This window comes from Pseudomonas sp. SWRI154, assembly GCF_014268645.1.
Classification (GTDB): Bacteria; Pseudomonadota; Gammaproteobacteria; order Pseudomonadales; family Pseudomonadaceae; genus Aquipseudomonas; species Aquipseudomonas marvdashtae.
On record NZ_JABWQW010000005.1, the window covers coordinates 1 to 26,681 of the forward strand.

At 62.0% G+C, this 26,681-nt stretch carries 20 protein-coding genes and 1 pseudogene; 12 read left to right on the plus strand and 9 right to left on the minus strand.

Features of this window, described 5'->3' with window-relative positions; all coding sequences use genetic code 11:
* Positions 1–779 (plus strand): annotated as a pseudogene (locus tag HU806_RS06280) (hypothetical protein); the annotation flags it as partial.
* A gap of 482 nt (positions 780–1,261) precedes the next feature.
* Here HU806_RS06280 and kdgR read toward each other — a convergent pair.
* Positions 1,262–2,044 carry a DNA-binding transcriptional regulator KdgR gene (gene kdgR / locus HU806_RS06285; protein WP_186610562.1) on the minus strand — a complete coding sequence of 261 codons (783 nt, stop codon included), beginning with the start codon at positions 2,042–2,044 and terminating at the stop codon, positions 1,262–1,264.
* Positions 2,045–2,196: 152 nt separating this feature from the next.
* Between kdgR and HU806_RS06290 the strand changes: the two genes are divergently transcribed.
* The 6 genes from HU806_RS06290 (at position 2,197) to uxuA (ending at position 9,532) form a co-directional block, all read left to right on the plus strand.
* On the plus strand, positions 2,197–3,198 hold the full coding sequence (locus HU806_RS06290) for a sugar kinase (RefSeq protein WP_186610563.1): 1,002 nt from the start codon (positions 2,197–2,199) through the stop codon (positions 3,196–3,198).
* A 4-nt stretch (positions 3,199–3,202) separates the two neighbouring features.
* Entirely contained in the window at positions 3,203–4,414 is a 1,212-nt protein-coding gene (manD, locus tag HU806_RS06295; protein ID WP_186610564.1) for a D-mannonate dehydratase ManD, read from the plus strand.
* Positions 4,415–4,467: 53 nt separating this feature from the next.
* Positions 4,468–5,499 (plus strand): Zn-dependent oxidoreductase, encoded by a 1,032-nt coding sequence (locus HU806_RS06300; RefSeq protein ID WP_186610565.1) that lies wholly within the window; start codon positions 4,468–4,470, stop codon positions 5,497–5,499.
* 77 nt (positions 5,500–5,576) lie between these two features.
* On the plus strand, positions 5,577–6,869 hold the full coding sequence (locus HU806_RS06305) for an MFS transporter (protein WP_186610566.1): 1,293 nt from the start codon (positions 5,577–5,579) through the stop codon (positions 6,867–6,869).
* A gap of 13 nt (positions 6,870–6,882) precedes the next feature.
* A complete protein-coding gene (locus HU806_RS06310) occupies positions 6,883–8,340 on the plus strand; it encodes a mannitol dehydrogenase family protein (RefSeq protein WP_186610567.1) in 1,458 nt (485 codons plus the stop codon).
* 16 nt (positions 8,341–8,356) lie between these two features.
* Positions 8,357–9,532: a mannonate dehydratase gene (gene uxuA / locus HU806_RS06315; protein ID WP_186610568.1), complete on the plus strand. Its 1,176-nt coding sequence runs from the start codon at positions 8,357–8,359 to the stop codon at positions 9,530–9,532.
* Positions 9,533–9,937: 405 nt separating this feature from the next.
* Here uxuA and HU806_RS06320 read toward each other — a convergent pair whose 3' ends face one another.
* From HU806_RS06320 to HU806_RS06345, 6 genes are all read right to left on the minus strand, one after another.
* Entirely contained in the window at positions 9,938–10,651 is a 714-nt protein-coding gene (locus HU806_RS06320; protein WP_186610569.1) for a FadR/GntR family transcriptional regulator, read from the minus strand.
* Between the two features lie 73 nt (positions 10,652–10,724).
* Complete coding sequence (locus HU806_RS06325) at positions 10,725–12,251, minus strand: D-arabinonate dehydratase (RefSeq protein WP_186610570.1); 1,527 nt, start codon at positions 12,249–12,251, stop codon at positions 10,725–10,727.
* Positions 12,252–12,268: 17 nt separating this feature from the next.
* The gene (locus HU806_RS06330; RefSeq protein WP_186610571.1) at positions 12,269–13,279 is read right to left on the minus strand and encodes a zinc-binding alcohol dehydrogenase family protein; all 1,011 of its coding nucleotides are present in this window, start codon (positions 13,277–13,279) and stop codon (positions 12,269–12,271) included.
* A 217-nt stretch (positions 13,280–13,496) separates the two neighbouring features.
* Complete coding sequence (locus HU806_RS06335) at positions 13,497–14,450, minus strand: sensor domain-containing diguanylate cyclase (protein WP_186610572.1); 954 nt, start codon at positions 14,448–14,450, stop codon at positions 13,497–13,499.
* Between the two features lie 4 nt (positions 14,451–14,454).
* Positions 14,455–15,453, minus strand: a complete 999-nt coding sequence (locus tag HU806_RS06340; protein ID WP_186610573.1) for a response regulator — start codon at positions 15,451–15,453, stop codon at positions 14,455–14,457.
* Positions 15,454–15,591: 138 nt separating this feature from the next.
* On the minus strand, positions 15,592–16,413 hold the full coding sequence (locus HU806_RS06345; protein ID WP_186610574.1) for a helix-turn-helix transcriptional regulator: 822 nt from the start codon (positions 16,411–16,413) through the stop codon (positions 15,592–15,594).
* A 95-nt stretch (positions 16,414–16,508) separates the two neighbouring features.
* On the opposite strand from HU806_RS06345, the gene HU806_RS06350 reads away from it, so the two are divergent.
* Both HU806_RS06350 and HU806_RS06355 read left to right on the plus strand, forming a co-directional pair.
* Positions 16,509–17,465: a threonine dehydratase gene (locus HU806_RS06350; protein ID WP_186610575.1), complete on the plus strand. Its 957-nt coding sequence runs from the start codon at positions 16,509–16,511 to the stop codon at positions 17,463–17,465.
* Between the two features lie 65 nt (positions 17,466–17,530).
* Positions 17,531–18,151, plus strand: coding sequence for a TetR/AcrR family transcriptional regulator (locus HU806_RS06355; protein WP_186610576.1), 621 nt, complete (start codon positions 17,531–17,533; stop codon positions 18,149–18,151).
* A gap of 54 nt (positions 18,152–18,205) precedes the next feature.
* On the opposite strand, the gene HU806_RS06360 is transcribed toward HU806_RS06355, so the two are convergent.
* Complete coding sequence (locus HU806_RS06360) at positions 18,206–19,681, minus strand: efflux transporter outer membrane subunit (protein WP_186610577.1); 1,476 nt, start codon at positions 19,679–19,681, stop codon at positions 18,206–18,208.
* A gap of 219 nt (positions 19,682–19,900) precedes the next feature.
* Here HU806_RS06360 and HU806_RS06365 point away from each other — a divergent pair, with 219 nt between their 5' ends.
* Genes HU806_RS06365 through fabF form a run of 3 tightly spaced genes read left to right on the plus strand, consistent with a single transcriptional unit; the run spans position 19,901 to position 25,352 of the window.
* A complete protein-coding gene (locus HU806_RS06365; protein WP_186610578.1) occupies positions 19,901–21,010 on the plus strand; it encodes an efflux RND transporter periplasmic adaptor subunit in 1,110 nt (369 codons plus the stop codon).
* Positions 21,007–24,069, plus strand: coding sequence for an efflux RND transporter permease subunit (locus tag HU806_RS06370; protein WP_186610579.1), 3,063 nt, complete (start codon positions 21,007–21,009; stop codon positions 24,067–24,069). The genes HU806_RS06365 and HU806_RS06370 overlap by 4 nt, the downstream gene beginning before the upstream one ends.
* Positions 24,066–25,352 (plus strand): beta-ketoacyl-ACP synthase II, encoded by a 1,287-nt coding sequence (gene fabF, locus HU806_RS06375; RefSeq protein ID WP_186610580.1) that lies wholly within the window; start codon positions 24,066–24,068, stop codon positions 25,350–25,352. The genes HU806_RS06370 and fabF overlap by 4 nt, the downstream gene beginning before the upstream one ends.
* A 6-nt stretch (positions 25,353–25,358) precedes the next feature.
* On the opposite strand, the gene HU806_RS06380 is transcribed toward fabF, so the two are convergent.
* Complete coding sequence (locus HU806_RS06380) at positions 25,359–26,573, minus strand: multidrug effflux MFS transporter (RefSeq protein ID WP_186610581.1); 1,215 nt, start codon at positions 26,571–26,573, stop codon at positions 25,359–25,361.
* Between the last annotated feature and the right edge of the window lie 108 nt (positions 26,574–26,681).

Sequence of the window (26,681 nt, forward strand, 5' to 3'; positions counted from 1 at the left end):
TCACGGGCCTGACCGCCAAGGCCTACAGCCTCAAGGCCAAGGCGTTGTATGGCACCGGCCAGGAGTCGGCGGCCAAGGCCTTCAACGTCACGGCCCTCGTGACACCGGCGATTACCTCGGTGAAGGATCCGCAGGGCACCGAGATCCCTAACGGCACCACGACCACCGCCACCACCGTCACGCTGAGCGGCAAGGCCTCGAACAACCAGCTGGTGGAAATTTTCGACGGCGCCACCTCCAAGGGCACCTCGAGGGCCAACGGCATTGGCGACTGGAGCCTGCAGGTTACCGGGCTGGCCTTGACCGCGCACAGTTTCACGGCCAAGGCCAAGTATGGCGCTGAGCCGGTGTCGGATGCGCGCACGTTCACGGTGATCCTTCCTATCGATCACTATACCCCATTTACCAATGGAGATATGAACGGCTGGCAGACTGGCGGAGGCGTATCAATCAGAACGGAGCCCGGCAATTACTATTGTCACCTTTATTATTCTAGTGGAGCGCCTACACCACAGATATTTGTAAACCTGCCGTTTACGCTTGGACGTTATGAGCTTACTTTGCGGGTGCGCGGCTTGGTAGGGGTCGTCGGGGGTTTGGCTGGTTTAACATTGGCCGTGGACGGGTCGACGCACAATAATTTCACCTTGTATGCTAACAACCAGCCTTATTGGATGGATATCATTAAGGAATTCGACGTGACTGTACCGATCCGAAGTTTGTACCTCAGGGGGGGGGGGGCGGTCGATATCGACGATATTCGAATTCGTCAGATTTGATGTTTTGAGCCCGCGCAGGGACCGCGCATTCGGTAGGGGAAGAATGAATGATTCCAAGGAAAACAGGGAAGGGGACGCATCTGTTTTTCAAGCAGCGTTCCGTATATCTAGCGCGAGCGGAATGCACCCGACCACTGTGGGATGAGAAAGTAGGCTTTCTTATCCCACAGTGCTGTCAGCAAGCGCGTACATCACCGAACCTTAAACCGCCCCATGATCGCATTCACCCGGCTATTGGCCTCCTACAACTGCCGCGTGTTGCTCTCACTCGCCAGACCACTTTCCACCAGTTCCTCCACCATATGCCGAATCTGCCCCATGCTGCGGTGGATTTCCTCGGTCACCGCGCTCTGTTGTTCGGCGGCGGTGGCGATCTGGGTGTTCAGGCTGTTGATCTGGCTGACGGAACCATCCTTAAATCCGAAAATCCCCCACCAACTGCTGTTTTGCCGTTTGGTGAGGGCTGCACCACAGGTTTGCTCTTACCGCCCATGCCAGCCCAACTGACTGGAAATCTGTTGGCTGGCATGCATCAGCTGCTTGACGTAATCCTGCTTCAATTCTTCCCTGAAGCGAAAGCACGGGAATGAAACGCTCATCCCGCCGATCACATGGCCAAAACGGTCGCGGATCGGTGCCGCCAGGCAACGCATGTTGTCTTCGAATTCTTCGTGATCCTCGGCATAGCCTTGCTGGCGGACGATTTCCAGTTCCTGCAAATACGCCTCGACGGTGGTCAAGGTATTGGCTGTGCGACGCTCGAAACTTTCCTGCTCAAGGTGCGCCAGCAACTCGTCTTCTTCGAGCCAGGCCATCAGCACTTTGCCGATGCCCGTGCAGTACAACGGCGCCCGGCGGCCGATGCGCGAGTACATGCGCAGGTTGTACTTGGAGTCGATCTTGTGCACGTAGACGATGCTGCCTTCGTCGAGAATCCCCAGGTGGACGGTCTCGCCCGTCAACTCGTTGATCCTGCGCATCCCCGGTTCCGCTTCCCGAACGATGTCCAGGTGGGGCAGGGCCTGGGCACCCAGTTCGAATAGCCGGACGCTGAGGCGATAGCGATCTTCGGCATCCTGCACCACATACCCACGCGCCTTCAGCGACTGCAAGAAGCGGTAGACCGTGGCCTTGGACATGTCCAGTTTGGTGGCGATTTCCGAGACGCCGCTTTCTTCCGGATGTTCGGCCAGCGCTTCGAGCACGGCCATGGTCCGGCCGACCGCCGACACCAGATCGTTGTTTGGGATGACGCTGTTGTCCATGAAGGCTCCAACGTAAAAGTAAAACCCAAGGATATACGCAAGCAGAACAAAACGCTGTTTCATTTTTGCTTGACGAGGCGAGAAATCTGACTAGACTCGGGCCTTGAGATAAAAATGAAACGCCGTTTTAAAAACAACAAAGGCGCGTAATGATGGATGTAACGCTTAACCACGACCCGCAAAGCCGTTTCGACCGTCCGTTGAAAGTGGCGCTGCTGGGTGAGTGCATGATCGAGATGCGCGGTGAGCCGGGTGCGGCAATCACGCAAACGTTCGGTGGCGATACGCTCAACACCGCAGTCTATTTGGCACGGTTGAGCCCACGGACGACGATCAGCGTGGATTACCTGACGGCGGTCGGCAGTGACGCGTTCAGCGACGCGATGCGCCGGTCCTGGCTGGACGAAGGTGTTGGTGACGGCCATGTCCGGGTGATCGAGGACGCGCTGCCAGGGCTCTATTTCATCCAGACCGATCCCCAGGGCGAGCGGCGTTTTCTCTATTGGCGTGGGGAAGCGGCGGCACGGCGCATGTTCGATGGCCCCGAGGCTGAGGCCATGCTCGATGCGCTGGCCGATTACGACTATGTCTACCTGAGCGGCATCAGCCTGGCGATCCTCATGCCAGAAGGGCGTGCACGCCTGATCCAAGCCTTGCAGGCAGCTCGCCGAGCCGGCACGTGCATCGTCTTCGACAACAATTACCGTCCCCATCTATGGCCCGATCCCGAAACGGCTCGGCAGGCCCACCGCGATCTGTTGCGCCTGACCGACCTGGCCCTGATCACTTGGGAAGACGATGTCCTTTTGTTCGGTTATCGCGACGCGGATGCCTTGTTCATCGATTACGCCCAAGCGGGCGTCGGTGAAGTCGTCCTCAAGCGTGGCGCCGCCAGCTGCCTGATCCAATGCCCCGCCGGGCGTTTCGAAGTGCCCGCGCAAACCGTTTCCCGCGTCGTCGACACCACCGCTGCCGGTGATTCGTTCAGCGCCGCCTACCTGGCCTGTCGCCTGCGCGGCGGCGATCCGGAGCAGGCTGCCCGTTGGGGCCATCGCCTGGCGGCCCAGGTCGTCCAATACCGAGGTGCGCTGATTCCCCAGGCGGCCATGCCGAGCATGGGTGCGTCCTCACTTCCTTCTGTTGCACAGGTCTGACTTTATGAAAATCGTTGAAGCGCGCGTCATCGTTACCTGCCCGGGCCGCAACCTGGTCACCTTGAAAATCGTCACCGATGAAGGCATTTACGGCATTGGCGATGCAACGCTCAATGGCCGCGAACTGGCGGTGGTCGCTTATCTGGAGGAGCACGTCCTGCCTGCGCTGATCGGCCGCGACGCCCACCGCATCGAGGACATCTGGCAGTACCTGTATCGCGGCGCGTATTGGCGCCGCGGGCCGGTGACCATGACCGCCATCGCCGCTGTCGATGTCGCACTCTGGGACATCAAGGCCAAGGCCGCGAACATGCCCTTGTATCAGTTGCTCGGTGGCAAGAGCCGTGAGCGGGTGATGGTCTACGGGCACGCCACTGGCAAGGACATCGAAGGCTGCCTGGACGAAGTCGCCCGTCACGTCGAACTCGGCTATAAAGCCGTGCGGGTGCAATGCGGCGTGCCCGGCATTGCCACCACCTACGGCGTCGCCAAGCGCAGCGGCGAGCGCTATGAGCCGGCCGACAGTGACTTGCCCGCCGAACACGTCTGGGACACCGCCAAATACCTCAACTACGTGCCCAAGCTGTTTGCCGCCGTGCGCGAACGCTTTGGCGACGACCTGCACATTCTCCACGACGTTCACCATCGCCTGACGCCCATCGAGGCCGGGCGCCTGGGCAAGGCCGTGGAACCGTACAACCTGTTCTGGCTGGAAGACTGCACACCGGCGGAAAACCAGCAGAGTTTCCGCCTGATCCGCCAGCACACCACCACGCCGCTGGCCGTCGGCGAGGTGTTCAACTCCATTCATGACTGCCGAGAGTTGATCCAGGAACAGTTGATCGACTACATCCGCACGACGCTGGTGCATGCCGGCGGCATTACCCACGTGCGGCGCATTGCCGATTTCGCCGCGCTGTTCCAGGTACGCACGGGCTTTCACGGCGCCACCGACCTGTCACCGGTGTGCATGGGCGCGGCGCTGCATTTCGATACCTGGGTGCCGAACTTTGGCATCCAGGAACACATGCCTCACGAAGAGCGCATCGATGAAGTCTTTCCCCATGCCTATCGCTTCGAGGACGGCCACTTCACGCCGGGCGAAGCACCGGGGCACGGCGTCGATATCGATGAAGAGCTCGCCCGCCAATACCCTTACAAGCGCGCAAGCCTGCCGGTCAACCGTCTTGAAGACGGCACGCTCTGGCATTGGTGAAACGGTTCCAACCATTTGAGGACACGGGGCGAAGGCCCCGTCAGGAGTGACCGATGAAAGCGTTCCAGGTAAGAGCACCCTTCGAGTTCGGGCTGGCCCAGGTCGACCGGCCGGAGGTCGCCCATGGCGAGGTCCAGGTCGATGTCGCTTATGCCGGCATTTGTGGTTCGGACATGCACATCATTCATGGGCAGAACGCCTTCGTGCGTTTCCCTCGCGTCACCGGCCATGAATTCTCCGGGTTGATCCGGCAGGTCGGTGAAGGTGTCGAGCACCTTCAAGTCGGCGACCGGGTGTGCATCGATCCGGTGATCAGTTGCGGGAGCTGCTATCCCTGTCGCATTGGCCGGCCCAATGTCTGCACTCGGCTGCAAGTGATCGGCGTGCATCGCGATGGCGGCTTCAGCGAGCAGGTCTGCGTGCCAGCCGAGAACGCCCACCGCTTGCCCGATTCGATGTCCCTGAGCCATGGCGCCCTGGTCGAGCCTTACTCCATTGCGTTGAACGTGCTCGACCGCATGCAGCCCCATCCGGGCGACAGCGTGTTGATCTACGGCGCCGGGGTGATCGGCCTGACTCTGGTGCAAATGGCACGGGCGCTGGGATTGACCGACATCACCGTCACCGACGTGATCGACAGTCGCCTGGAAACGGCGCGGGCATTGGGCGCCAGCCGGACCCTCAACGGCCAGCAAGTGGATGTCGAGGCCGTCATGCGCGAACTGACCGAAGGCGAGGGCGTGCCATTGATCGTCGATGCCGCCTGCATTCCGGCACTGATGCCGCAGATGGTGCGCCTGGCCTCGCCGGCCGGGCGCATCGGGCTGCTCGGCTTCAATGCCACGCCCAGCGATCTTGTGCAGCTGGAAATGATCAAGAAGGAACTCACCTTGGTCGGTTCGCGCCTCAACAACCGCAAGTTTCCCCAGGTGATCGAACTGATCGCCAGCGGCAAGTTGCAGGTCCAGGACCTGATCAGCCATCGCGTCAGCTTCGACGAGATGCCCGGCGCCATCGATCTGATCGAGAAGCACCCCGAGCAAACCCGAAAAGTGCTGGTGGAGCTGACGAACGCCCATCACTGAGCCGTCTGTACCACCGTTTCATCGTGCCTGTCATAGGCATCCTCACCGAATAAACACAACAAGCGGGAGGTTCCACCATGTTTGGTCAAGGACGTAGCTTAATCATCATCATGCTGTTCCTGGCCGGGGTCATCAACTACCTCGACCGGTCGGCATTGTCTGTGGCGGCGCCTTTCATCCAGAAGGACTACGGTCTGAGCACGGGTGAGATGGGCATGATCTTCAGCAGCTTCTTCGTCGGTTATGCCGCCTTCAACTTCATTGGTGGCTGGGCCGCCGACCGTTACGGCGCCAAGACCACGTTGTTGCTGGCCATGGTCTTGTGGTCGTTGTTCAGCGGTCTCACGGTGCTGACGGTGGGCTTTGCTTCGCTGGTGCTCATCCGGATCCTGTTCGGCATGGGCGAAGGCCCGCTGAGCGTCACCACCAGCAAAATGGTCAACAACTGGTACACCCCCAAGCGTAGGGCTCGAGCCCTGGGTGCCTCGATGTCCGGCACGCCGCTGGGCGGGGCGATCTCCGGCCCGGTGGTGGGCTTTATCGCTGTCACCTACGGTTGGAAAGTATCGTTCATCATCATTATGTTGGTCGGCCTGATCTGGGCGGCGGTCTGGTACAAGTTCGTCAAGGAGAAGCCTGAAGGCGAGGGCGCCGAGGACATCCTGCGGGCCGAGGGTCAGAGCGAGCTGGCGTCGCAACCGGTGTTCCCGCTGCGGTTCTACCTCAAGCAGCCGACGGTGCTGTTCACTTCCCTGGCGTTCTTTTCCTATAACTACACGCTGTTTTTCTTCCTGACCTGGTTCCCCAGCTACCTGACCATGGCCCATGGCCTGAACGTCAAGGACATGAGTATCGCCACGGTCATTCCTTGGCTGCTGGGTTTCCTGGGGTTGGCATTGGGTGGGTTCATTTCCGACTTCGTGTTCAAGAAGACCGGGCGGATCATGTTCTCGCGCAAGGTAGTGCTGGTGACGTGCCTGCTGGCCTGCGCCGGCTGCATCGGCGTCGCCGGGGTGGTGAAGACCTTGTACCCGGCCGTTATCCTGGTGGCCTTGGCGGTGTTTTTCCTCTATCTCACCGGGGCGATCTACTGGGCGATCATCCAGGACACCGTGCCTGCGGCGCGGGTAGGCGGGGTCAGCGGCTTCATGCATTTCCTGGCCAATACCTCGGGGATCATCGGGCCGACCCTGACCGGATTCATCGTGCAATTCACCGGCTCGTTCACCAGTGCTTTCCTGCTGGCGGGCTTGCTGACGATCATCGGTGCACTGTGCGTGGCGCGTTACGTCAAGCCGCTGGCGGTGGCGGGTGTCGCACCGCAGGCCGACGGCGGCGCCCAGCCACGCCCAGCGCTGAATCATCCCTGAAAGGAGGACGCCCATGTCGCTCATCCAACGGATCCCCGCCACGGGCCAGCCCAGTGAAATCGGGATCGTGCACCTGGGCCTGGGAGCCTTCCACCGGGCTCATCAGGCGGTGTACCTGCAACGCCATCTCAATCGCCACGGCACGAGCGAGTGGGGGCTGTGCAGTGCCAACATTCGCTCCAACCGCACCTTGGTCGAGCAGTTGCGCGACCAGCAAGGCCGCTACCATGTGGCGGAGTACCCTGACAGCGAGCAGGTGGCGCTGCGGGAAATCAACGTACTGCGCGAAGCCTTGTATGCCGGCGCTGGCGCCAATGAGCTGGAGCAACTGTTGCAGCGCATGGCCGCGCCGCAAACGCGGATTGTCACGCTTACGGTCACTGAAAAAGGCTACTGCTTGAGTCCGTCCTCCGGGCAATTGCGCAGCGAAGATCCATTGATTGCCCATGACATCGAATACCCCCACGCGCCGCGTTCGGCTCCCGGCATTGTCCTGGAGGCGTTGCGTCGCCGTCGCGCCGCCGGCGTTCCAGCCTTCACCGTGTTGTGCTGCGACAACATGCCCGACAACGGCCAGCGCACCCGTCAGGCGGTCAGCGCGTTGGCGGCGCCGCAAGATCAAGCGTTGGCGCAATGGGTCGAGCAAGAAGTCGCGTTCCCCAGCTGCATGGTCGACCGCATCGTGCCGGCCATGGACGACGAATCCTTCCGTCGGCTGGAGCAACAACTGGACTGCGACGATCGTGCGGCGGTGGTCTGTGAAAGCTTCAGCCAGTGGGTGATCGAAGACAATTTCCCCCTCGGCCGTCCAGACTGGGAAGTCGACGGCGTGCAGATGGTCGACGACGTGCGCCCGTTCGAAACGATGAAACTGCGCATGCTCAATGGCAGCCATTCGTTGTTGGCCTACGTGGGGCTGCTGGCGGGCCATGAATCGGTCTTCGAAGCTGTCAGTGATGGGCGGTTGGCGCGCCTGATCGGACGCTACATGGCCGAGGAAGCCGCGCCGACCCTGGACATGCCGGCAGGCATCGATCTTTCGGTGTATGCCAACGACCTGCTGGCGCGTTTTGCCAACGACAGCCTGCAACATCGCCTGCGCCAGATTGCCATGGACGGTTCGCAGAAACTGCCGCAACGCTGGTTGCTCGGTGCGCAGCAGTTGCTCGACCAGGGGCGCGGCATCGACTGCACTGCGCTGGGCGTCGCGGCGTGGATTCACTACTGCACGCAGCCGTTGCCCGGTCGTGCGGCGCACGTGGTCGACGATCCTTTGAGCGCGATCTTTGCCGATCTTGCCGGACGGTTCGACGGCGCAGCGCGGGTGGACGCTTTTCTTGCCCTGGACGAAGTCTTCCCGCCAGCGCTGATGGATCGCCCGGCGTTTCGCGAGGCGGTACACCGCGCCTACGGCGCCTTGGCCCGAGACGGCGTCGATAGCCTGTTGCACAGCTTTGCCATACCTAACTGACAAAAAGGAAAACAACATGGAACAGACATGGCGTTGGTTTGGCCCCAAAGACCCGATTTCCCTGGCGGACGTTCGCCAGACCGGTGCGACCGGCATCGTCACCGCGTTGCACGAAATTCCTAATGGCCAAGTGTGGCCGGTGGAGGCTATCGCGGCGCGCAAGCAGATGATCGAAGCGGCCGGCTTGAGCTGGTCAGTGGTGGAAAGCATTCCGGTGCACGAAGACATCAAGCGTGGCTGTGGGCGGCGCGACGAGTACATCGCCAACTACCAGCAAAGCGTGCGCAACCTGGCGAGCTGCGGCATCGATATCGTCTGCTACAACTTCATGCCGGTGTTGGACTGGACCCGTACCGACCTTTTCCATGAGCTGGCGGATGGCGGCTGGGCATTGCGTTTCGATCAGACCGCGTTCGCCGCCTTCGATCTGTTCATCCTCCAGCGCCCGGGTGCGCAGGCCGAGTACAGTGCCGAGGATATCCAGCAGGCTAAGGCGTACTCCGAACAACTGACGCCAATTGAGCGCGAAACCTTGGTCAACACGCTGATCGCCGGTTTGCCCGGCGCCGAGGAACATTACAGCCTGGATAACTTCCGGGACTTGCTGCGCACCTACGCCGACATCGACGAAGGCAAGTTGCGTGAGCACCTGGAGTATTTCCTGCGGGCGGTGATCCCGGTCGCGGAAGAGGTGGGCGTGCGCATGGCGATCCACCCGGACGATCCACCCCGGTCGCTGCTCGGCTTGCCGCGCATCCTCTCGACTGCCGCAGACGCCCAGTGGCTGCTGGACGCCGCGCCAAGCCCGGCCAACGGCCTGACGTTCTGCACCGGTTCCTATGGCGTGCGCGAAGACAACGACCTGGTGGCGATGGCCAAGCAGTTTGCGCCATACATCTACTTCACCCACCTGCGCTCGACCCGCCGGGAAGCCGACCCGCGCAGCTTCCATGAAGCCCATCACCTGGATGGCGACGTCGACATGGTAGGGGTCATCAGTGCCTTGATGGCTGAAGAGCGCCGGCGCGAGCGCGAAGGCGGCCCACGCTTGCCGCTGCGCCCGGACCATGGCCATCAACTGCTCGACGACCAACAACGCAAAAGCAACCCCGGCTATTCATTGATCGGCCGCCTCAAAGGCCTGGCGGAAATCCGCGGCGTAGAACTGGCCGTGCGTCGACAGTTGGGTTAGCCAGGAATAATTAGTCGGGGACATGTTTAACACCCGTGGCGAGGGAGCTTGCTCCCGCTGGGCTGCGCAGCAGCCCTAAACCCCGGCGCCTCGGTGCCTCAGGCGGATCGCATTCAATCTGCCAGGGGTCGCTGCGCGACCCAGCGGGAGCAAGCTCCCTCGCCACAAAAGCGGTAGCGGCGTCTATCGAGGTGAAAGGTCGGGAAACGCCAGCAGGCCCACAAGATTGATCCACCCGATCCTTCAGTCACCACTAAAACCGTGGCGAGGGAGCTTGCTCCCGCTGGGCTGCGCAGCAGCCCCAAAAGCAACGATCCCGATCTTACTGGCACACCGAGTTGTCTGGTTGGGGGTCGCTGCGCGACCCAGCGGGAGCAAGCTCCCTCGCCACAAAAGCCCCTCGGTTCAGACGTGTGTGTCTTCCGGCCCCAGCGCTTGTAGCCAGCGATTTTCCGAGCGGTTCAGATGCTGGCGCATCGAGGTTTGGGCGCCGAACACGTCCTTGTTGGCGAGGGCGTGCAGGATCGCCTCGTGCTCGGCGACCGCGGCTTCCCATGTCTGGGTGTTTTCCGAGTGTTTGCTCAGGTGGGCCGAAATCGGCGTGTGTCGTTCATCGAACAGGGCCGTGATGATTCGAACCAAGGCGGAGTTGCCGCTCATTTTGGCCAGGTGATGATGGAATCTACGGTCATCCTCCAGCGGCGGCTGGCCGTTGGCGATGCTGGCGCGCATGGCGTCGATGCACGCCTGTAGGTAGCGATAGTCGCTTTTCTTGCCATGCAGGCACGCCAGGACTACCGATTCGCCTTCGATCAGGGCGCGCGCCTGCATCAGTTCCGAGGGGCTCTCGCCCAAGGTCGTGCTGCGGTTTTTTCCGCGCTCGGGCCTGGCTCGCACGTACACGCCGGAGCCCATCTTGATCTCAATTTCACCGTCTATCTCAAGGGCGATCAGCGCCTCGCGCAGCGAGGGTCTGGAAACCCCCAGCAGCTGGGTCAGATCACGTTCGGGTGGAAGCCTGGAGCCCGTTTTGAAATCCCCTTGGGCGATGTAATTGCGCAGTTGATCGGCGATTTTCTGATACGGCTTTCGTTCGGCGGTGTTGATCGGTGAGGCCATGGGCTGGTGTCCATCGGATAGTCCGCAAAGGCTACCATAGGCTTGCTTGGCGTGAGTTTGTCTGCCTGGTCATTCACATCACCGCGCCGATCTGCCAGGGCAGGAATTCGTTGTCGCCCAGGCCGTTTTCCTCGCTGCAGGTACGGCGGCCGGAAGCGGTTTCCAGCATCATTCGAAACAACCGTTCACCTGCCTGCGCCACGGACTCGAGGCCATCGGCGATGCCGCCAGCGTTGAAGTCCATATCAAGCGCCATGCGTTGGAACAGGCGGGTGTTGGTCGCGATTTTCAAAGAAGGCGTGGGCTTGCAGCCGTAGGTCGAGCCGCGACCGGTGGTGAAACAGATGAGATTCGCGCCGCCCGCCACCTGGCCGGTTGCGGACACCGGGTCGTAGCCGGGCGTGTCCATGAACACCAGGCCTTGGGCATCGATTTTCTCGGCGTAGTGATAGACGCCCATCAGCCCGGTCGAACCGGCTTTCGCCACGGCACCCAGGGATTTTTCCAGAATGGTGGTGATGCCTCCGGCCTTGTTGCCCGGCGAAGGATTGTTGTTCATGTCGCCGTCGTTGTGGTGCACGTAGGTTTCCCACCAGCGGATCCGCTCCATCAGCTTTGTCGCGATGTCGGCGGATGCGGCGCGTGCCGTCAGCAAGTGCTCGGCCCCGTAGATCTCCGGCGTTTCCGAAAGGATCGCCGTGCCGCCCTGTTGCACCAGCAAGTCCACGGCCGCGCCGAGTGCCGGATTCGCCGTGATGCCTGAATAACCATCCGAGCCGCCGCATTGCAAACCCACGCACAGGTGGCGGACGGAAACGGTCGTCCTTCGGTACTGGCTGATGATGGGCAGCATCGCGTCGATATGGGCGATGCCCTGTCGCACCGCTTCGCGAGTCCCGCCTTCGTCCTGGATGATCAGGCTGGCCTTTAGTTCCGGACAACGATCCCCCAGTTCGTTCATCAATGGCGTGAGCTGGTTGACTTCGCACCCCAGTCCGACCAACAGCACGCCGGCGAAATTGGCGTGATCGGCATAACCGCGCAAGGTTCGCTTGAGAATGTCGATGCCTTCGCCTTTGGCCCCCATGCCGCAGCCGCTGCCATGGGTGATCGCAACGACGCCATCGACGTTGGGGAAGTCTTTCAGGCGCTCGGAAGAGAACGCGTTGGCGATGTGCTTACAGACGGTTGCCGAGCAGTTGACGCTGGAAATCACGCCGATGTAATTGCGCGTACCGACGCGGCCATCGTCCCGCACGTAACCTTGGAAGGTTGCGGGGTTTTCGCCGGGCAGGGTGGGCACGTAGGTGTTTTGTACGGTATGCCCGGCGTTGGTGGCGGGCATCTGCAGGTTGTGTACGTGTACGTGATCACCGGGCTCGATGTCCAGGGTCGCCTGGCCGATGGTTTGCCCGTACTTGAGCACTTGCTGGCCGGCCAATACCCTGCGCAGGGCAATCTTGTGGCCGGACGGAACCGGTTGCCGGGCGACCAGGGTGAGGCCGTCGGCGCCGAGGCGTTGGCCTTCGGCGATATCGCCCCGGGCCACCGCGACATCATCTCCTGGTGTCAGCACAAGCAAAGAAGAGGGTGGGTTCATGGCACGTCCTCCGATTCCTAGCACTCAATGATTGCCTTGACGACGCCCTGGCTGGGGTCGAGCAATGTGGAAAAGGAATGGGCCACGTCGCCCAGCGTCAGTCGGTGGGTGTTCAGGGCTGCATCTGGAATCAATCCATCGCGCAAGCATCGTTCGACGTGCTGGAAGTCTTCGTGGGTGGCGTTACGGCTGCCCATCAGCGTGGCCTCGCGCTTGTGGAATTCGGGGTCGGAGAAGGTGATGGAGTCCCGCACCACTGAAATCATCACGTAGGTGCCGCCATGAGCGATGAACTCGAACCCGCGCTCCATGGCCCGGGCATTGCCGGTTGCGTCGAACACCACGTCGAAAAAATCACCTCCGGTCAGCTCCGCCAAGGCCTGCCTGTCGCCTTCGCCAATGTGGACGGCCGCATGGATGTTCAAGTGCTGCTCGCAGAACGACAGGCGATCCTTGCGCGTATCCAGGACCGTCACTTTCGCCCCGCGCAGGCTGGCAAAGATCGCCGCCGCCATGCCGATCGGGCCGGTGCCGACCACCAAGGCGTGCGTGTCCGGCTGGACGTTCGACCGCCGCACGGCGTGAGCGCCGATCGAAAGGAATTCGATCATCGCCGCCTGGTCGAGGGAAATTCCCACGGCCTTGTGAACGAATTCCTCGGGGACGCTCAGGTATTGGGTGAACGCGCCGTCGCAGTGGACTCCCAGCACCTGGATACGGGTGCAGCAGTTGGTCTTGCCCTGGCGGCAGGCAATGCAGTTTCCGCAGGACAGATAAGGCATCACGTAGACGACGTCGCCCACCGCCAGGTCGCTGGCTCCGTCCGTGCCTTCCACTATTCCCGAAAACTCGTGGCCCATGACGCGCGGGTATTCGAGGAACGGTTGATTGCCGGTAAAAATGTGCAGGTCGGTGCCACAGACACCGACGCGCTTGACCCGGATGAGGATTTCGCCGGGTTTCCTGAAGGGTTTTTCACGTTCGATGGCGGTTAGCGAGCCGGGTTCGTTACAGATGACAGTCAGCATATCGATGCTCCTTTAGCGAGCGTGCAGGCCGCGGGCTTGCAGGCGAGGAGGGTTGTGAGCGCACGGCTGCCGGGACCGAGGCTGTCTTTTTTGTTGTGCGCGCGCAGTGACCTGCGCCGCTGATATTGGCTCGAAACTACACGCGGGGAAAAATATTGGCAAGACCAATCCATAAAAAACTGGATTGGACTGACCAGTGTCGGAAGGTGGGCGTTGTCTAGCCGAAGACCGTCACCCGATTGCGTCCGGTCTTCTTCGAGGTATACAACGCCTGGTCGGCCCGGGCGATCAGCTCGGCGTGGTCATTGGAGGGCTCGCTCAGGTCGGCGACCCCCAGGCTGATGGTGAAACGGATGTCCTGGCCGTTGTATTGCACCAGCAGTTCCTCGACGGCTTTGCGCAGGCGCTCGGCGAACACCCGCGCGCCGTCCTTGTCGGTGTCTGAAAGCACGACGCCGAACTCTTCGCCGCCATAACGCCCGGCCACGTCGGACTCACGCACATGCTCATGTAGGAGCCTTGCGACGTTCTCGATGACCTTGTCACCCGCCTGGTGGCCGTAGGTGTCGTTGACTCGCTTGAAGTGGTCGATATCGAGCATCACCAGGCTCAACGCATTGCCGTAGCGCTGATGCCGGGCATAGGCGGATTTCAGGCTGCCTTCCCAATGACCGCGGTTGTACAGCCCCGTCAGGCGATCGGTGCTGGAGAGCAGTTGCAGCTGTGCGTTGGCGGCCTGGATCTGGTGCCGGTTGGTGGCGACGTCGGTGACGTCATAGATCACCAGGCAGATATGGTTGATGCGGTTGTCGGGCGAGCGCAGCGGCAACAACGTGGTGTTCTGGTACATGAACTCTTCCTGGCCGGTGATCGGCTGGTAGCTCTTGAACCGCATCAGGTAAGGGCGCTGCTCCCAGACCGTGAACGCGGGCGTGCCGAGGGTCGCGACGCTCTCGACCTTGCGGGTGAACCATTGGCGATCGATCTCGGGGAACAGATTGAAGAAGTTCTGATTCTGGGCGTCCTTGGGCTGGAACCCGGAGCGGTTCTCCATGAAGGTGTTCCAGACCTGCACTTTGTACCCGCGGTCGAGCACCACCACGCCGACGTCGATACTCTGAACGATGGCCAGCAACCAGTGGAATTCGTTCAGATCAATGGATTCGGTCATGGGCTCAGTTCATCAGGTAGGCGAGTTTGTGGTTCAACCGTTCGATGGAGTCTTCCGTGAACAGCAGCAACAGGTCGAAGCGAATATTCTGCCCTTCCAGGCTGTAGCTGATTTCCACCGCCAGGGTCTTTTTCCAGTGTGTGCGGTTGGCGCGGATCAGTTCCTCGATGGCCGCGTGTTGCCCGAGAATCTGCGGATGGCCTTGGGAGAACACCACGTCGATTTGCTCGGCGATGCTGCTCAGGCAAGCGCCGATCAGGATGCTGGAAAGGTCCACGAGCATTTCCAGGTCCGAATAATCAGCGCTCTCGCGATGCATCAAGTGCCCAATGTCAGCGATCTCGGAGTCGTGGAAGATCAACAGGGCTTCGCCGGCGATGCCGCCGCCGATAAACCCCTGGCAGATGGCAGTGAGCTGCTGGGAGCTGCCGACGTCGTTCAACGCCATGTGCAATTCGCCGACTTCGAGGATGTTCACGTTCGGCACCGGCAGTTGCACGAAGACGCCCAGCACTTGTGCGATCAGGGCCGCTGCCTGGCCGATGGCAACGTTGACCGTCTCGCGAAATGCATCCTGAAAGCTGATGGCCGCGTCCGGTGCCGCTCGACTCTGCGGCGGCGCCTTGCCGGGTTGGGTCAGTAGCCCCACTCGGGTAAGTGTCTGGCGCAGCTCTTTTTCATCGAACGGTTTTTTCAGGAACGCCAGCGCACCCAGTTCAAGCACGCGGCGCACCGCCTCATCCTGCACGTCACCGGAAATCACGATGACTTGCGCGTTCAGCCCTTCGGCCCGCAAGGCGCTCAAGACTTGGTAACCGTCCATCTCCGGCATGGTCAGGTCGAGCAACACGACCTGCCCCAGGCCTTGGCGGATGGCTTCCATCGCTTGACGACCGTTGGCGGCCTCGGTGATCGATACCGGCCAATCTGACGGCAGCGCACGCAATACTTGCTTGCGCGCCATGGTGGAGTCGTCACACACGACCAGGGGAATCAGCGGCACTGGAAAGCCCAAAGCGGTTCAATGGCGGGGGAGGTGTTTCGTAGATCGTTCATAGGCAGCTGAGGCCCTCTGATTAACGAATGGGGTATCAGGCATGACGTCCTGTCTTTTAAAAACTGGACCATTAAGTCAAGGACGTCAAATGCACTTCGTCATCTGGCGCAACTGCGCCGGACTCACCCCAAGGCGCTGCTTGAACGTCGTCGTCATGTGCGCCTGTGAGCTGAAGCCGCACGCGAGGGCGATTTGCGTCAGTGTAGTTGATGTGTCGCGTATCAATGCCCGGGCCTTGGCCAGACGCCGATCGATCAGGTAGCCATGGGGGCTTTGGCCCGTGGCGTGCTTGAAGGCCCGCATGAAATAGCCTTCGGACAGTCCCAGCAGTTGCGCCATCGCCGGCACGCCCAGCGGTTGGTCGAGGCCCGCATCGATGAACTCATCCAGCAGGCGCATCCGGCTGTCGGTCATCGAACCTTGGAGCGTTGCTGGCGAGCGTTTTCCAGGCGCCGCGCATTCAGCCAACGCCAGCGCCCAAGCCTCCCAATCGTCGTCCATCGAGCCGTGCAGCAGCGCGCGCCGCATGTGTTGGGCGAGGGCGATGGCACGGGGGGCGAGGTGATTGTTGAAGGCGCGGTCTCCCGCCAACGCCTGCCCGTCGGTACGCAGCACTCGCAGATACTCGCCGCCCAGGGAAGACTCCGAATAGACGTCACACTGGGCCGGGATGAACGCCAGGCCGTTGGGCATGGCAAAGAAAGGCTGTATCCGGTCGCTGCCGATGGCATGCACGCCTCGCTGGCTGTCGAAGGCAAAGCCGATCGCCGCCTGGGTCGCGATGTAGCGGGCGGCATAGGCGCAGCCGGGAAGCAATTCGATTGCCCAAGGGCCGACCTCGATACGACGGATCGATTCAGTCGGGCGCGGCAACGGCGTGCGGTTTCGATGGCTCATGGTGCTCATAGTAGTGAAGCAGCGCCGCAAAAGTCAGGTCAGTTTTTTGAAAGCCCGGATTCGGTGTCGCTGGCTAGACTCGGCGAAACCCCAGGAGGTCCACCATGTACGCACTGACTCATGACGAAATTGAACAAGCCGCCCGCCAGGTCTACCAAGTCATGCCCGCCACGGCCCAATACGCCTGGCCCTTGCTGGCGCAACGGCTGGGTTGCACGGTCTGGGTCAAGCATGAAAACCATACCCCCACGGGCGCTTTCAAGGTGCGCGGCGGTATCACCTTCATGCATTGGCTCAAGCGTGAGCGCCCGGAGGTGAACGGTATCGTCACCGCCACTCGGGGCAATCATGGCCAGAGCCTGGCGCTGGCAGCCAGCGCGACGGGGCTGAAGGCGTTGATCGTGGTGCCGCAAGGCAACTCGGAGGAGAAAAACAACGCCATGCGCGGCTTCGGTGGCGAGGTGATCGAATATGGTCGCGATTTCGATGAGGCCCGTGAAGAAGCAGCACGCCTGGCGCAGGCACAGGGCTTGTATCTCGTGCCGCCATTTCACACCGAGTTGGTCAAAGGGGTCGCCACCTATGCCCTTGAGTTGTTCAAGGCTGTGGCAGACCTGGACACCGTCTACGTGCCCATTGGCTGCGGCTCGGGCATCTGCGCGGTGATCGCCGCTCGTGACGCCTTGGGCCTGAATACGCAGGTGGTGGGCGTCGTGTCCACCGAGGCTACGGCGGCGAAACGATCGTTCGAGGCGGGCACAATCTGCGAAACCGCCTCTGCCAACACCTTCGCCGACGGCCTTGCGGTGCGCAAACCAATTCCCGAGGCTTTCGCCATCTATCGCGCCGGGGCGGCACGGATCGTAGCGGTCAGCGATCAGGAGATTGCCGAGGCGATGCGGGTCTATTACACCGATACCCATAACCTGGCAGAGGGGGCCGGCGCTGCGGCTTTGGCGGCACTTATCCAGGAGCGTGGGTTGATGAAGGGGAAAAACGTCGGGGTAATCCTGTCGGGCGGCAATGTCGACAGGTCGGTGTATGCCGAAGTGATTGGATAATGGGTGACTGTATTACGATCGGGTCATGCGTTGTCAACCCGCTTTCGGATGCGTAAGCTGCCCCCATGAACCAGCCATCAGTTACCTCGCCCGGCGCTCGCGGCCCAGTCGATCACGACATTCGAGATCAGATCGTCGCGGCAGCCAATGAACATTTCAGCCAGTATGGTTATGGCAAGACCACGGTTTCCGACCTGGCCAAGGCCATCGGCTTTTCCAAGGCGTACATCTACAAATTCTTCGATTCCAAGCAGGCGATCGGCGAAGCCATCTGTGCCAATTGCCTGTCGACTATCGTTGCGGCCGTCGAGAAGGCCATCAACGAAGAGGGCCTGTCAGCAACGGAGCGTTTTCGTCGGCTGGTCAAGACCGTGGTGGCCACTGGCGTGGACCTGTTCTTCAACGACCGCAAACTTTATGACATCGCGGCGTTTTCGGCCTCGGAGCACTGGCCCAGTTCGCAGGTCTACAACGCGCAGATCAAGAGCTTCGTGCTGCAGATCGTCCGCGAAGGGCGCGAGCTTGGCGAGTTCGAGCGCAAGACGCCGCTGGACGAAACCGTAGACGCCATTCACCTGGCCCTGCGGCCATTCGTCAATCCGCTGCTGCTGCAATACAACCTCGATTTCGTCGAGCAAGCCCCAACGCTCACCTCCAATCTCATCCTGCGCAGCCTGATGCCCTGAGCGTTGGTTGAAGGGACGCTCACGTCGCGGAAAAGTGACTGTTCTGGAAAACAATCACCTTGTCGCTACGGGTAGCTCTTCAGGCGGTTGCCAGCCACCACCCAGCGCTCGAAATGCCGCGACCGTCGCCCGTGCCGACTCCGTGCGCGCCTGGGCATGAGCATCGGAAGTGCGCAGCAGCGTGTCGTCGGCGTTGAGCACATCGATCAGGCTGGCGGTGCCTTTCTGATAGGCAACGAACGATGACTGCCGGGCCTGGGTCAATGCCGTTTCGCCCTGGGCGAGGGTGGTCGCCTGGGTTTCCCGGTTGACCAAGGCGCTGAATGCATTTTCGACTTCTTCGGTGGCGCGCAATACAGACTGGCGATAAGCGGCCAGCGCTTCGGCCTCCTGGCCTTTCGCCTGATCGATCTGGGCGTTGATTCGGCCGAAATCGAAAAGCCTCCAGCGAAGGCCCAACACACCCGCCGACTGGCTGGCGCCGCTGCTGAAAAGATTACCGCCGGACACCGCCGTGGCGCTGCCGAGCAAGGCGCTGAGGGAGAACTTCGGATAGTACTCGGCGACGGCCTCGCCGATTCGTGCATTGGACGCCGCGAGGCGCCGCTCCGCGACCATCAGGTCGGGCCTGCGCCGCAGCAGGTCGGCCGGTGTTCCCGTTGCCGTTAGCTGTGGGGCAAGAGGAATATCTCGTCGTGCAGCCAATTGCGGGCGATGGGTGCCTGGCGGCGTGCCGAGCAGGACATCGACGGCGTTCATGGCCACATCGAGCCCAGTCTGCAATACCGGAACCGTGGCCTGCACCTGTGCCAGTTGCCCTTCGGTCTGTCGGACCTGATAGCTGGCGGCAACGCCCTTGTTATAGAGCAACTGGACTTTTTCCAGCAGGTCTTGCTGCGTTCTGACTTGACGGTTCGCGATGTCCAATCGGTTCTGCAATCCGCGCACGGTGATGTAGGTGTCGGCAATTTGCGCGGCAATGGCGAGTCGCGTGGCGGCGACGCCCGCCTCGGACGCCTGGTAATCGGCCAATGCCGCTTCGCGTCCGCGTCGCAGGCCGCCGAAGGCGTCAACCTCCCAACTGGCGCCGAGGTTGAGTTCGTAGGAACTTGCGTACCGGTCGTAACCGGGCGTTGAGTCCAACACTTGGCCGAGCGGTGTTTCCACCGACTGATAAGCGCGCGCGGCTTGGCCGCTGATGTTTCCCGACGGTAGCAAAGCGGCGTTGGCGGCGCCGAGGCCCGCCCGTGCCTGCGTGAGTCGCGCCGAGGCCTGTGCCAGGTCCAGGTTCTGTTCAAGAGCCTGGACGACCAGTCCGTTGAGCGTGGGATCACCAAAGCCTTCCCACCAGGCGGTCCGGTTGGCCTGTGTGCTCGCGGAGCTCTGTTCGACCGAAGACTGTTCGGCCGAAGACTGGCCCAAGTACCGACTCGAAAGCGGGGCCTCGGGACGCTGGTAGTCCGGGCCGACCGCGCAACCCGCCATCAAGCTGGCGCTCATCAAAAGGGCAATGGGACGGAAGGGTGGCATTGAGGTTCCTTGGGCTCGGAGGGTTGTGACCATATTACGTTGTGGTCACTGTCTGTCAATCTGGCTTATCTTGGCTTGCGGAAAATGTAATTTCATCGTCGAGCGCTATGGGGCGAAGGTAAGTGAAAGAACTAGTTACGAGAAGCTGTGACGATTGACAGATATGGTCACTGGACTGAGAATGCGATTCCCATCCTATTCGTTCAAGTAAGGGACCCCATGTTCCGGCACCGATCCGTCACCCTTGCCGCTTGCTTGTTGCCACTCGTCCTGACGGCGTGTGGCGAGTCATCTACCGCGAACGATCCGCGCACGCTTGCGCCGTTGGTGAGGGTTGCTGAAGTCCAGGCCTCGTCCGCGACTTCTCGTACATTTTCCGGTGTCGTCACGGCACGGGTTCAGAGCGACTTGGGTTTCCGGGTGGCGGGCAAGGTGCTCGAGCGTCTGGTCGATACCGGCCAGAGTGTAAAAAAGGGACAGCCGCTCATGCGCCTCGACCCGATCGACTTGGGGTTGCAGGCGCGGGCGCAACAGGAGGCTGTCGCCGCCGCTCGGGCCAGGGCCAAGCAGACCGCTGATGACGAGGCGCGCTACCGTGACCTGGTCGCCGCTGGCGCTATTTCCGCGTCGGGGTACGACCAGATCAAGGCCGCCGCCGATACCGCCAAGGCGCAGCTCAGCGCCGCGCAAGCGCAGGCAGACGTGGCTCGCAATGCCTCCGGCTACGCCGTCCTGCTTGCCGATGCGGACGGCGTCGTGATGGAAACGCTCGCCGAGCCTGGGCAAGTCGTCAGTCCTGGACAAATTGTGGTCCGACTCGCGCGGGCCGGACAGCGCGAAGCCGTCGTGCAGTTGCCCGAGACCCTGCGGCCGGCCGCAGGGTCCACCGCCCAGGCGACGCTTTATGGCAACGCCAGGCAGGTGGTGAGCGCCAAGCTGAGGCTGCTGTCGGATTCGGCCGATCGGGTGACGCGTACTTTCGAGGCGCGGTATGTGCTGGAGGGCGCGCTGGCTAACGCGCCGCTGGGTTCGACGGTGACGCTTCGGATCGCCGAGGGCGCTCAAGCAGGGCAAGCGCTGCAAGTGCCGATTGCCGCCATTCTCGACTCGGGCAAAGGCACCGGTGTGTGGGTGATCGCCGCCGAGCCGGCGACAGTTACCTGGCGTCCCGTCCAGGTCCTCGCCTTGAGCGACGATGCCGCGCAAGTCTCGGGCGACCTGAAAATGGGCGAGCGGATCGTCGCGCTGGGCGCCCATCTGTTGCGTGAAGGAGACGCGGTGAGGCTGGCTCCGCCAGGCGATGTGGACGTCGCGGGGAGCCGCCCATGAGCTTCAACCTTTCGGCGCTCGCCGTCCGCGAGCGCTCCATTACCGTGTTCTTGCTGTTCCTGATCGCTGTCGCGGGCGTCCTGGCCTTCTTCCAGCTTGGGCGCGCCGAGGATCCACCGTTCACGGTCAAGCAACTGACGGTGATTACCGCCTGGCCGGGCGCGACGGCCCAAGAGATGCAGGACCAGGTCGCCGAGCCTTTGGAGAAACGCCTGCAAGAACTGAAGTGGTACGACCGCACGGAAACCTATACCCGCCCGGGGCTGGCGTTCACCATGGTATCGCTGGTCGATCGCACGCCGCCGTCGCAGGTGCAGGAAGAGTTTTATCAGGCGCGCAAGAAGCTCGCCGACGAGGCTGTCAAGCTACCGGCCGGTGTCATCGGGCCGATGGTCAACGATGAGTTCTCCGATGTGACCTTTGCCTTGTTTGCCCTTAAAGCCAAGGGCGAACCGCAGCGACTGCTGGTCCGCGACGCCGAGGCGTTGCGCCAACGGCTGCTGCATGTTCCGGGCGTGAAGAAGGTCAACATCATCGGCGAGCAGCCTGAACGGATCTTCGTGTCTTTTTCCCATGATCGGCTGGCGACGCTAGGCGTTTCGCCCCAGGAGATTTTCGCCGCCCTGAACAGCCAGAACATGCTCACGCCCGCCGGCTCGATCGAAACCGCCGGGCCTCAGGTCTTCCTGCGCCTGGATGGTGCTTTCGACAAGCTGCAGAAAATTCGTGATACGCCCATTTCAGTCCTGGGACGCTCGCTGAAGCTTTCGGACGTGGCGACCGTCGAGCGCGGTTATGAAGACCCGGCCACATTCCTGGTGCGTAACGACGGCGAAGAGACGCTGTTGTTGGGTGTGATCATGCGCGAGGGCTGGAATGGCCTGGACCTGGGCAAAGCGCTGGACGCTGAGACGAACTCGATCAACGAGGGCATGCCGCTGGGCATGACGCTGAGCAAGGTCACCGACCAGTCGGTGAACATCGACTCGGCCGTCGGTGAGTTCATGGTCAAGTTTTTCGTCGCGCTGTTGGTGGTGATGATCGTGTGTTTTGTCAGCATGGGCTGGCGCGTCGGTGTGGTGGTCGCGGCGGCGGTACCGCTGACGCTGGCCGTGGTGTTCGTGGTCATGGCCGCCACCGGCAAGAACTTCGACCGCATTACCCTCGGTTCGCTGATCCTCGCGCTCGGGCTGCTGGTGGACGATGCGATCATCGCTATCGAAATGATGGTGGTGAAAATGGAGGAGGGCTACGACCGGATCAAAGCCTCGGCCTATGCCTGGAGTCATACGGCTGCGCCGATGCTGTCCGGCACGCTGGTGACCGCCATCGGCTTCATGCCCAACGGCTTCGCGCAATCGACCGCTGGCGAATACACCAGCAACATGTTCTGGATCGTTGGCATTGCCCTCATCGCTTCCTGGGTGGTCGCGGTGGCGTTCACGCCGTACCTGGGCGTGAAACTGTTGCCGGACATCAAACAGGTCGAAGGTGGCCACGCGGCCATTTACAACACCCGCCATTACAACCGCTTTCGTCGGGTACTGACGCGGGTCATTGCGCGCAAATGGTGGGTGGCCGGTACCGTGATCGCGACATTCGTGGTGGCGATCCTCGGCATGAGCCTGGTGAAGAAGCAGTTCTTCCCCACCTCGGATCGGCCAGAGGTGCTGGTGGAAGTGCAAATGCCCTATGGCACGTCCATCGAGCAGACCAGCGCCACCGTCGCCAAGGTCGAAGCCTGGCTACAAAAACAGGACGAGGCCAAGATCGTTACCGCCTACATCGGCCAAGGCGCACCGCGTTTCTACCTGGCGATGGCGCCGGAACTGCCCGATCCGTCTTTCGCCAAGATCGTCGTGCTGACGGACAGCCAGCAATCGCGCGAAGCCCTCAAGTTCCGTCTCCGTGAAGCGGTCGCCGAAGGGCTTGCACCGGAAGCGCGCGTGAGGGTGACCCAACTGGTGTTCGGCCCGTATTCGCCGTTCCCGGTGGCCTATCGCGTGATGGGGCCTGACCCGACAAAACTGCGCGAGATCGCCAGCCAGGTCCAGGACGTCATGCAGGCGAGCCCGCTGATGCGGACCGTCAACACCGACTGGGGGCCGCGGGTGCCAACCTTGCATTTCAACTTGGATCAGGACCGCTTGCAGGCCGTGGGGCTGACCTCCAACGCGGTCGCGCAGCAGTTGCAGTTCCTCCTTGCAGGAGTGCCGATCACGGCGGTTCGCGAAGACATCCGCTCGGTGCAGGTGGTCGGTCGCGCCGCCGGGGACATTCGTCTGGATCCCGCCAAGATAGAAGGCTTCACCCTGGTGGGCGCGACGGGACAGCGGATTCCGCTGTCCCAGGTCGGCGAGGTGGATGTGCGCATGGAGGACCCGATCCTGCGCCGTCGTGATCGCACACCCACCATGACCGTGCGCGGCGATATCGATGAAGGCCTGCAACCGCCGGACGTTTCCAGTGCTATTTTCAAGCAACTGCAACCGGTTATCGACAGGCTGCCCAGCGGCTACCGGATCGAGCAAGCGGGGGCCATCGAAGAGTCGGGTAAGGCCGGCAAGGCCATCGTCCCGTTGGTTCCGATCATGGTCGCGATGACGCTGCTGATCATCATCCTGCAAGTCCGTTCGGTCTCGGCGATGATCATGGTGTTCCTCACCGCACCGCTGGGTTTGATCGGCGTGGTGCCGACGCTGCTGATCTTCAACCAGCCGTTTGGTATCAACGCGCTGGTCGGCCTGATCGCCTTGTCGGGCATTCTGATGCGCAATACGTTGATCCTGATCGGGCAGATTCATCAGAACGCCAAGGAAGGTCTCGATCCGTTCCACGCGGTGATCGAGGCCACGGTGCAACGGGCCCGTCCGGTGCTGCTGACGGCACTGGCGGCAATCCTCGCGTTCATTCCGCTGACCCATTCGGTGTTCTGGGGGACGCTGGCCTACACGCTGATCGGCGGCACGTTCGTCGGCACCATCATGACGCTGGTGTTCCTGCCGGCGATGTATTCCATCTGGTTCAAGATCCGTCCTGAGACGAAGAGGGCTTCATGAAAAATCGCCAAGATCAAACACGCATCGTCGTCACCGGCGTCGGTATTGTCGGCCCCCTGGGCTGTGCCGTGGAAGAGGTGTGGAAGCGCCTGCTGGCTGGGTATTCCGGGATTCGCAACCTGTCCGATGACATCGTCGAAGGAACCGGCGTTGCCGTTGGCGGGCAGGTGCCTTCCCTCGAAGAGGATGGAATTGCCGGCTACGACCCGGAACGCCTCATCGCGCCCAAGGACCGCAAGAAGATGGATCGCTTCATCGAGTTCGCCCTGGTGGCCGCTCACGAAGCCCTCGAACAAGCGGGCTGGCATCCCGTCGATGCCATCGATCAAGAGCGGACCGCGACGATCATTTCCTCGGGCGTGGGTGGGTTTGCCACGATTGCCGAGGCCGTGCGCACCACGGACAGTCGTGGCCCGCGCCGGTTGTCGCCGTTCACCGCACCGGCTTTCCTGGCCAACATGGCGGCCGGGCAGGTGTCGATCCGACATGGTTTCAAGGGGCCGCTTGGCGCGCCTGTCACGGCTTGCGCTGCCGGTGTGCAGGCCATCGGTGACGCCGCCAGGCTCATTCGAAGTGGCGAGGCGGACATCGCCATCTGCGGCGGCACCGAAGCGGCAATAGACCGTGTGACCTTGGGTTGTTTCGCCGCGGCCCGCGCACTGTCGATGGGGTTCGCCGAGCGCCCGCAAGAAGCTTCGCGGCCCTTCGACCGCGAGCGTGACGGCTTCGTCATGGCCGAAGGCGCCGGGCTGCTGGTGATCGAATCGCTGGAGCACGCCCTGGCCCGTGGCGCCAAGCCGCTGGCGGAGCTGGTGGGTTATGGCACCAGCGCCGATGCCTATCATTTAACGGCCGGGCCGGAGGATGGCAACGGCGCACGGCGCGCCATGGAGCAGGCGCTGCGCCAGGCTGGGGTCAGCCCCGCCGAAGTGCAGCACATCAACGCCCACGCGACGTCGACCCAGGTCGGCGATGCCGGTGAGCTGGCGGCGATTCGCGCGGTATTTGGCACTGGCTCGGGCGTGGCGATCACGTCGACCAAATCCGCCACCGGGCATCTCCTCGGGGCGGCGGGAGGCATCGAAGCGATCTTCGCCGTCCTCGCGCTGCGCGACCAGGTCGTGCCACCAACGCTGAACCTGACTCATCCCGATGAGGCGGCCGGCGGGCTCGATCTGGTCGGTTTGAAGGCTCGGAAAATGCCGATCACCCATGCGCTGTCGAATGGCTTCGGCTTTGGTGGCGTCAACGCCAGCGTGCTGTTTCGCCGCTGGGAAGACTGAGACCGATCAGCGCCGCAGGACGAACAGGAGCAGCGCGACCAGGCACGTCAGCGCCTGGATCGCGCCCAGCGTGGTGACGGGTGAAAAGCTCAGCACAGAGGCCAGCCAGGTCGTCAGCGCAGCCGCACCCATGGACAGAAAACCCAGCAGCGCGGAGGCCATCCCGGCCTCCTTGCCAAACGGTCCCATGGTGATGGCCGTGCCCAGCGGATTAGCCAGCCCCATGCCCCAAAGAAAGGTAACCATCGCCACCGCATACCAGCCGAGGCCAGGCTCGGCGGAGCCGACGAGCAGCAAGCCGCCACCGACCATGGCGCAGGCGATGCCCAGCAAGGCAATGGTTCGAGGACCGTGGCGGTGCGCCAGGCGGGGCGCCGCCATGCCGGCGGCGAACACGACGAACACCGTTGAGGCGAAATACAAGCCAGCCTGCACCGACGTCAGGCCGATGCCTTTCATCAGGATCGCGGGGGCGGCGGCAAAGGACGCGAACAAGCCGCTCAGCAGCAGGCTCATCGACAGGGCCGGCAGAATGAAGCGCCTGTCCACCATCAACCTGGCATAGGCACGCAGCACGCTGCCGGTGGAGTGCGGTGCCCGGCGGTCGACGGGATGGGTTTCTCCAAGGTCACGCACATAGAAAAAAGCCAGTACCACGGCGGCCAATCCGACGAGAATGAAGATGGCGCGCCATCCGAGCGTGACGGACAGGACGCTGCCGGCCAAGGGCGAAAAACCCGGCGCTGCGGCGGTGGCGACCATCGTCAGCGACAGGGCGCGCGCCAACGTTTCGCCCTCGAACAGGTCCCGGGCAATAGCGCGCGACAACACCGAGGCTGCGCAGACGCCCAATGCCTGGACGACGCGTCCGGCGATCAGCAGATCGAGGGACGTGGCGAAGCCCGCAATGACGGTGCCGACGACGAATATAGAAAGTCCACCCAGCACCAGTTTCTTGCGCCCATAGCGGTCGGCCAACGGACCGACCAGCAATTGGGCGAACGCAAAGGTCACGAAGAAGCTGGAGAGGGTCAGGCCAAGTTCGCGGGCGGTCACGCCGAGCTCTTCGCCGATGACCGGGAACGCCGGGAGGATGATATTGGTGGAGAGCATGCCGATCGCCGCGAGGCCTGCGAGCAGCGCCACGATTCGGCCGGTCAGGGGTTGGCTTGATGCATGTGCCGGCGCCCCTGCGACTGCTGTAGCACTTCCAGTTTCCATGGGACACCCCTCTTGGCCGGTTTTTACGAAGCTTATGATGATCGTAATATGACGATCGTAATCTCATGAGTCAAGTCAAAAGAGTCTTCAGAGCGATCGGTGCGGTAG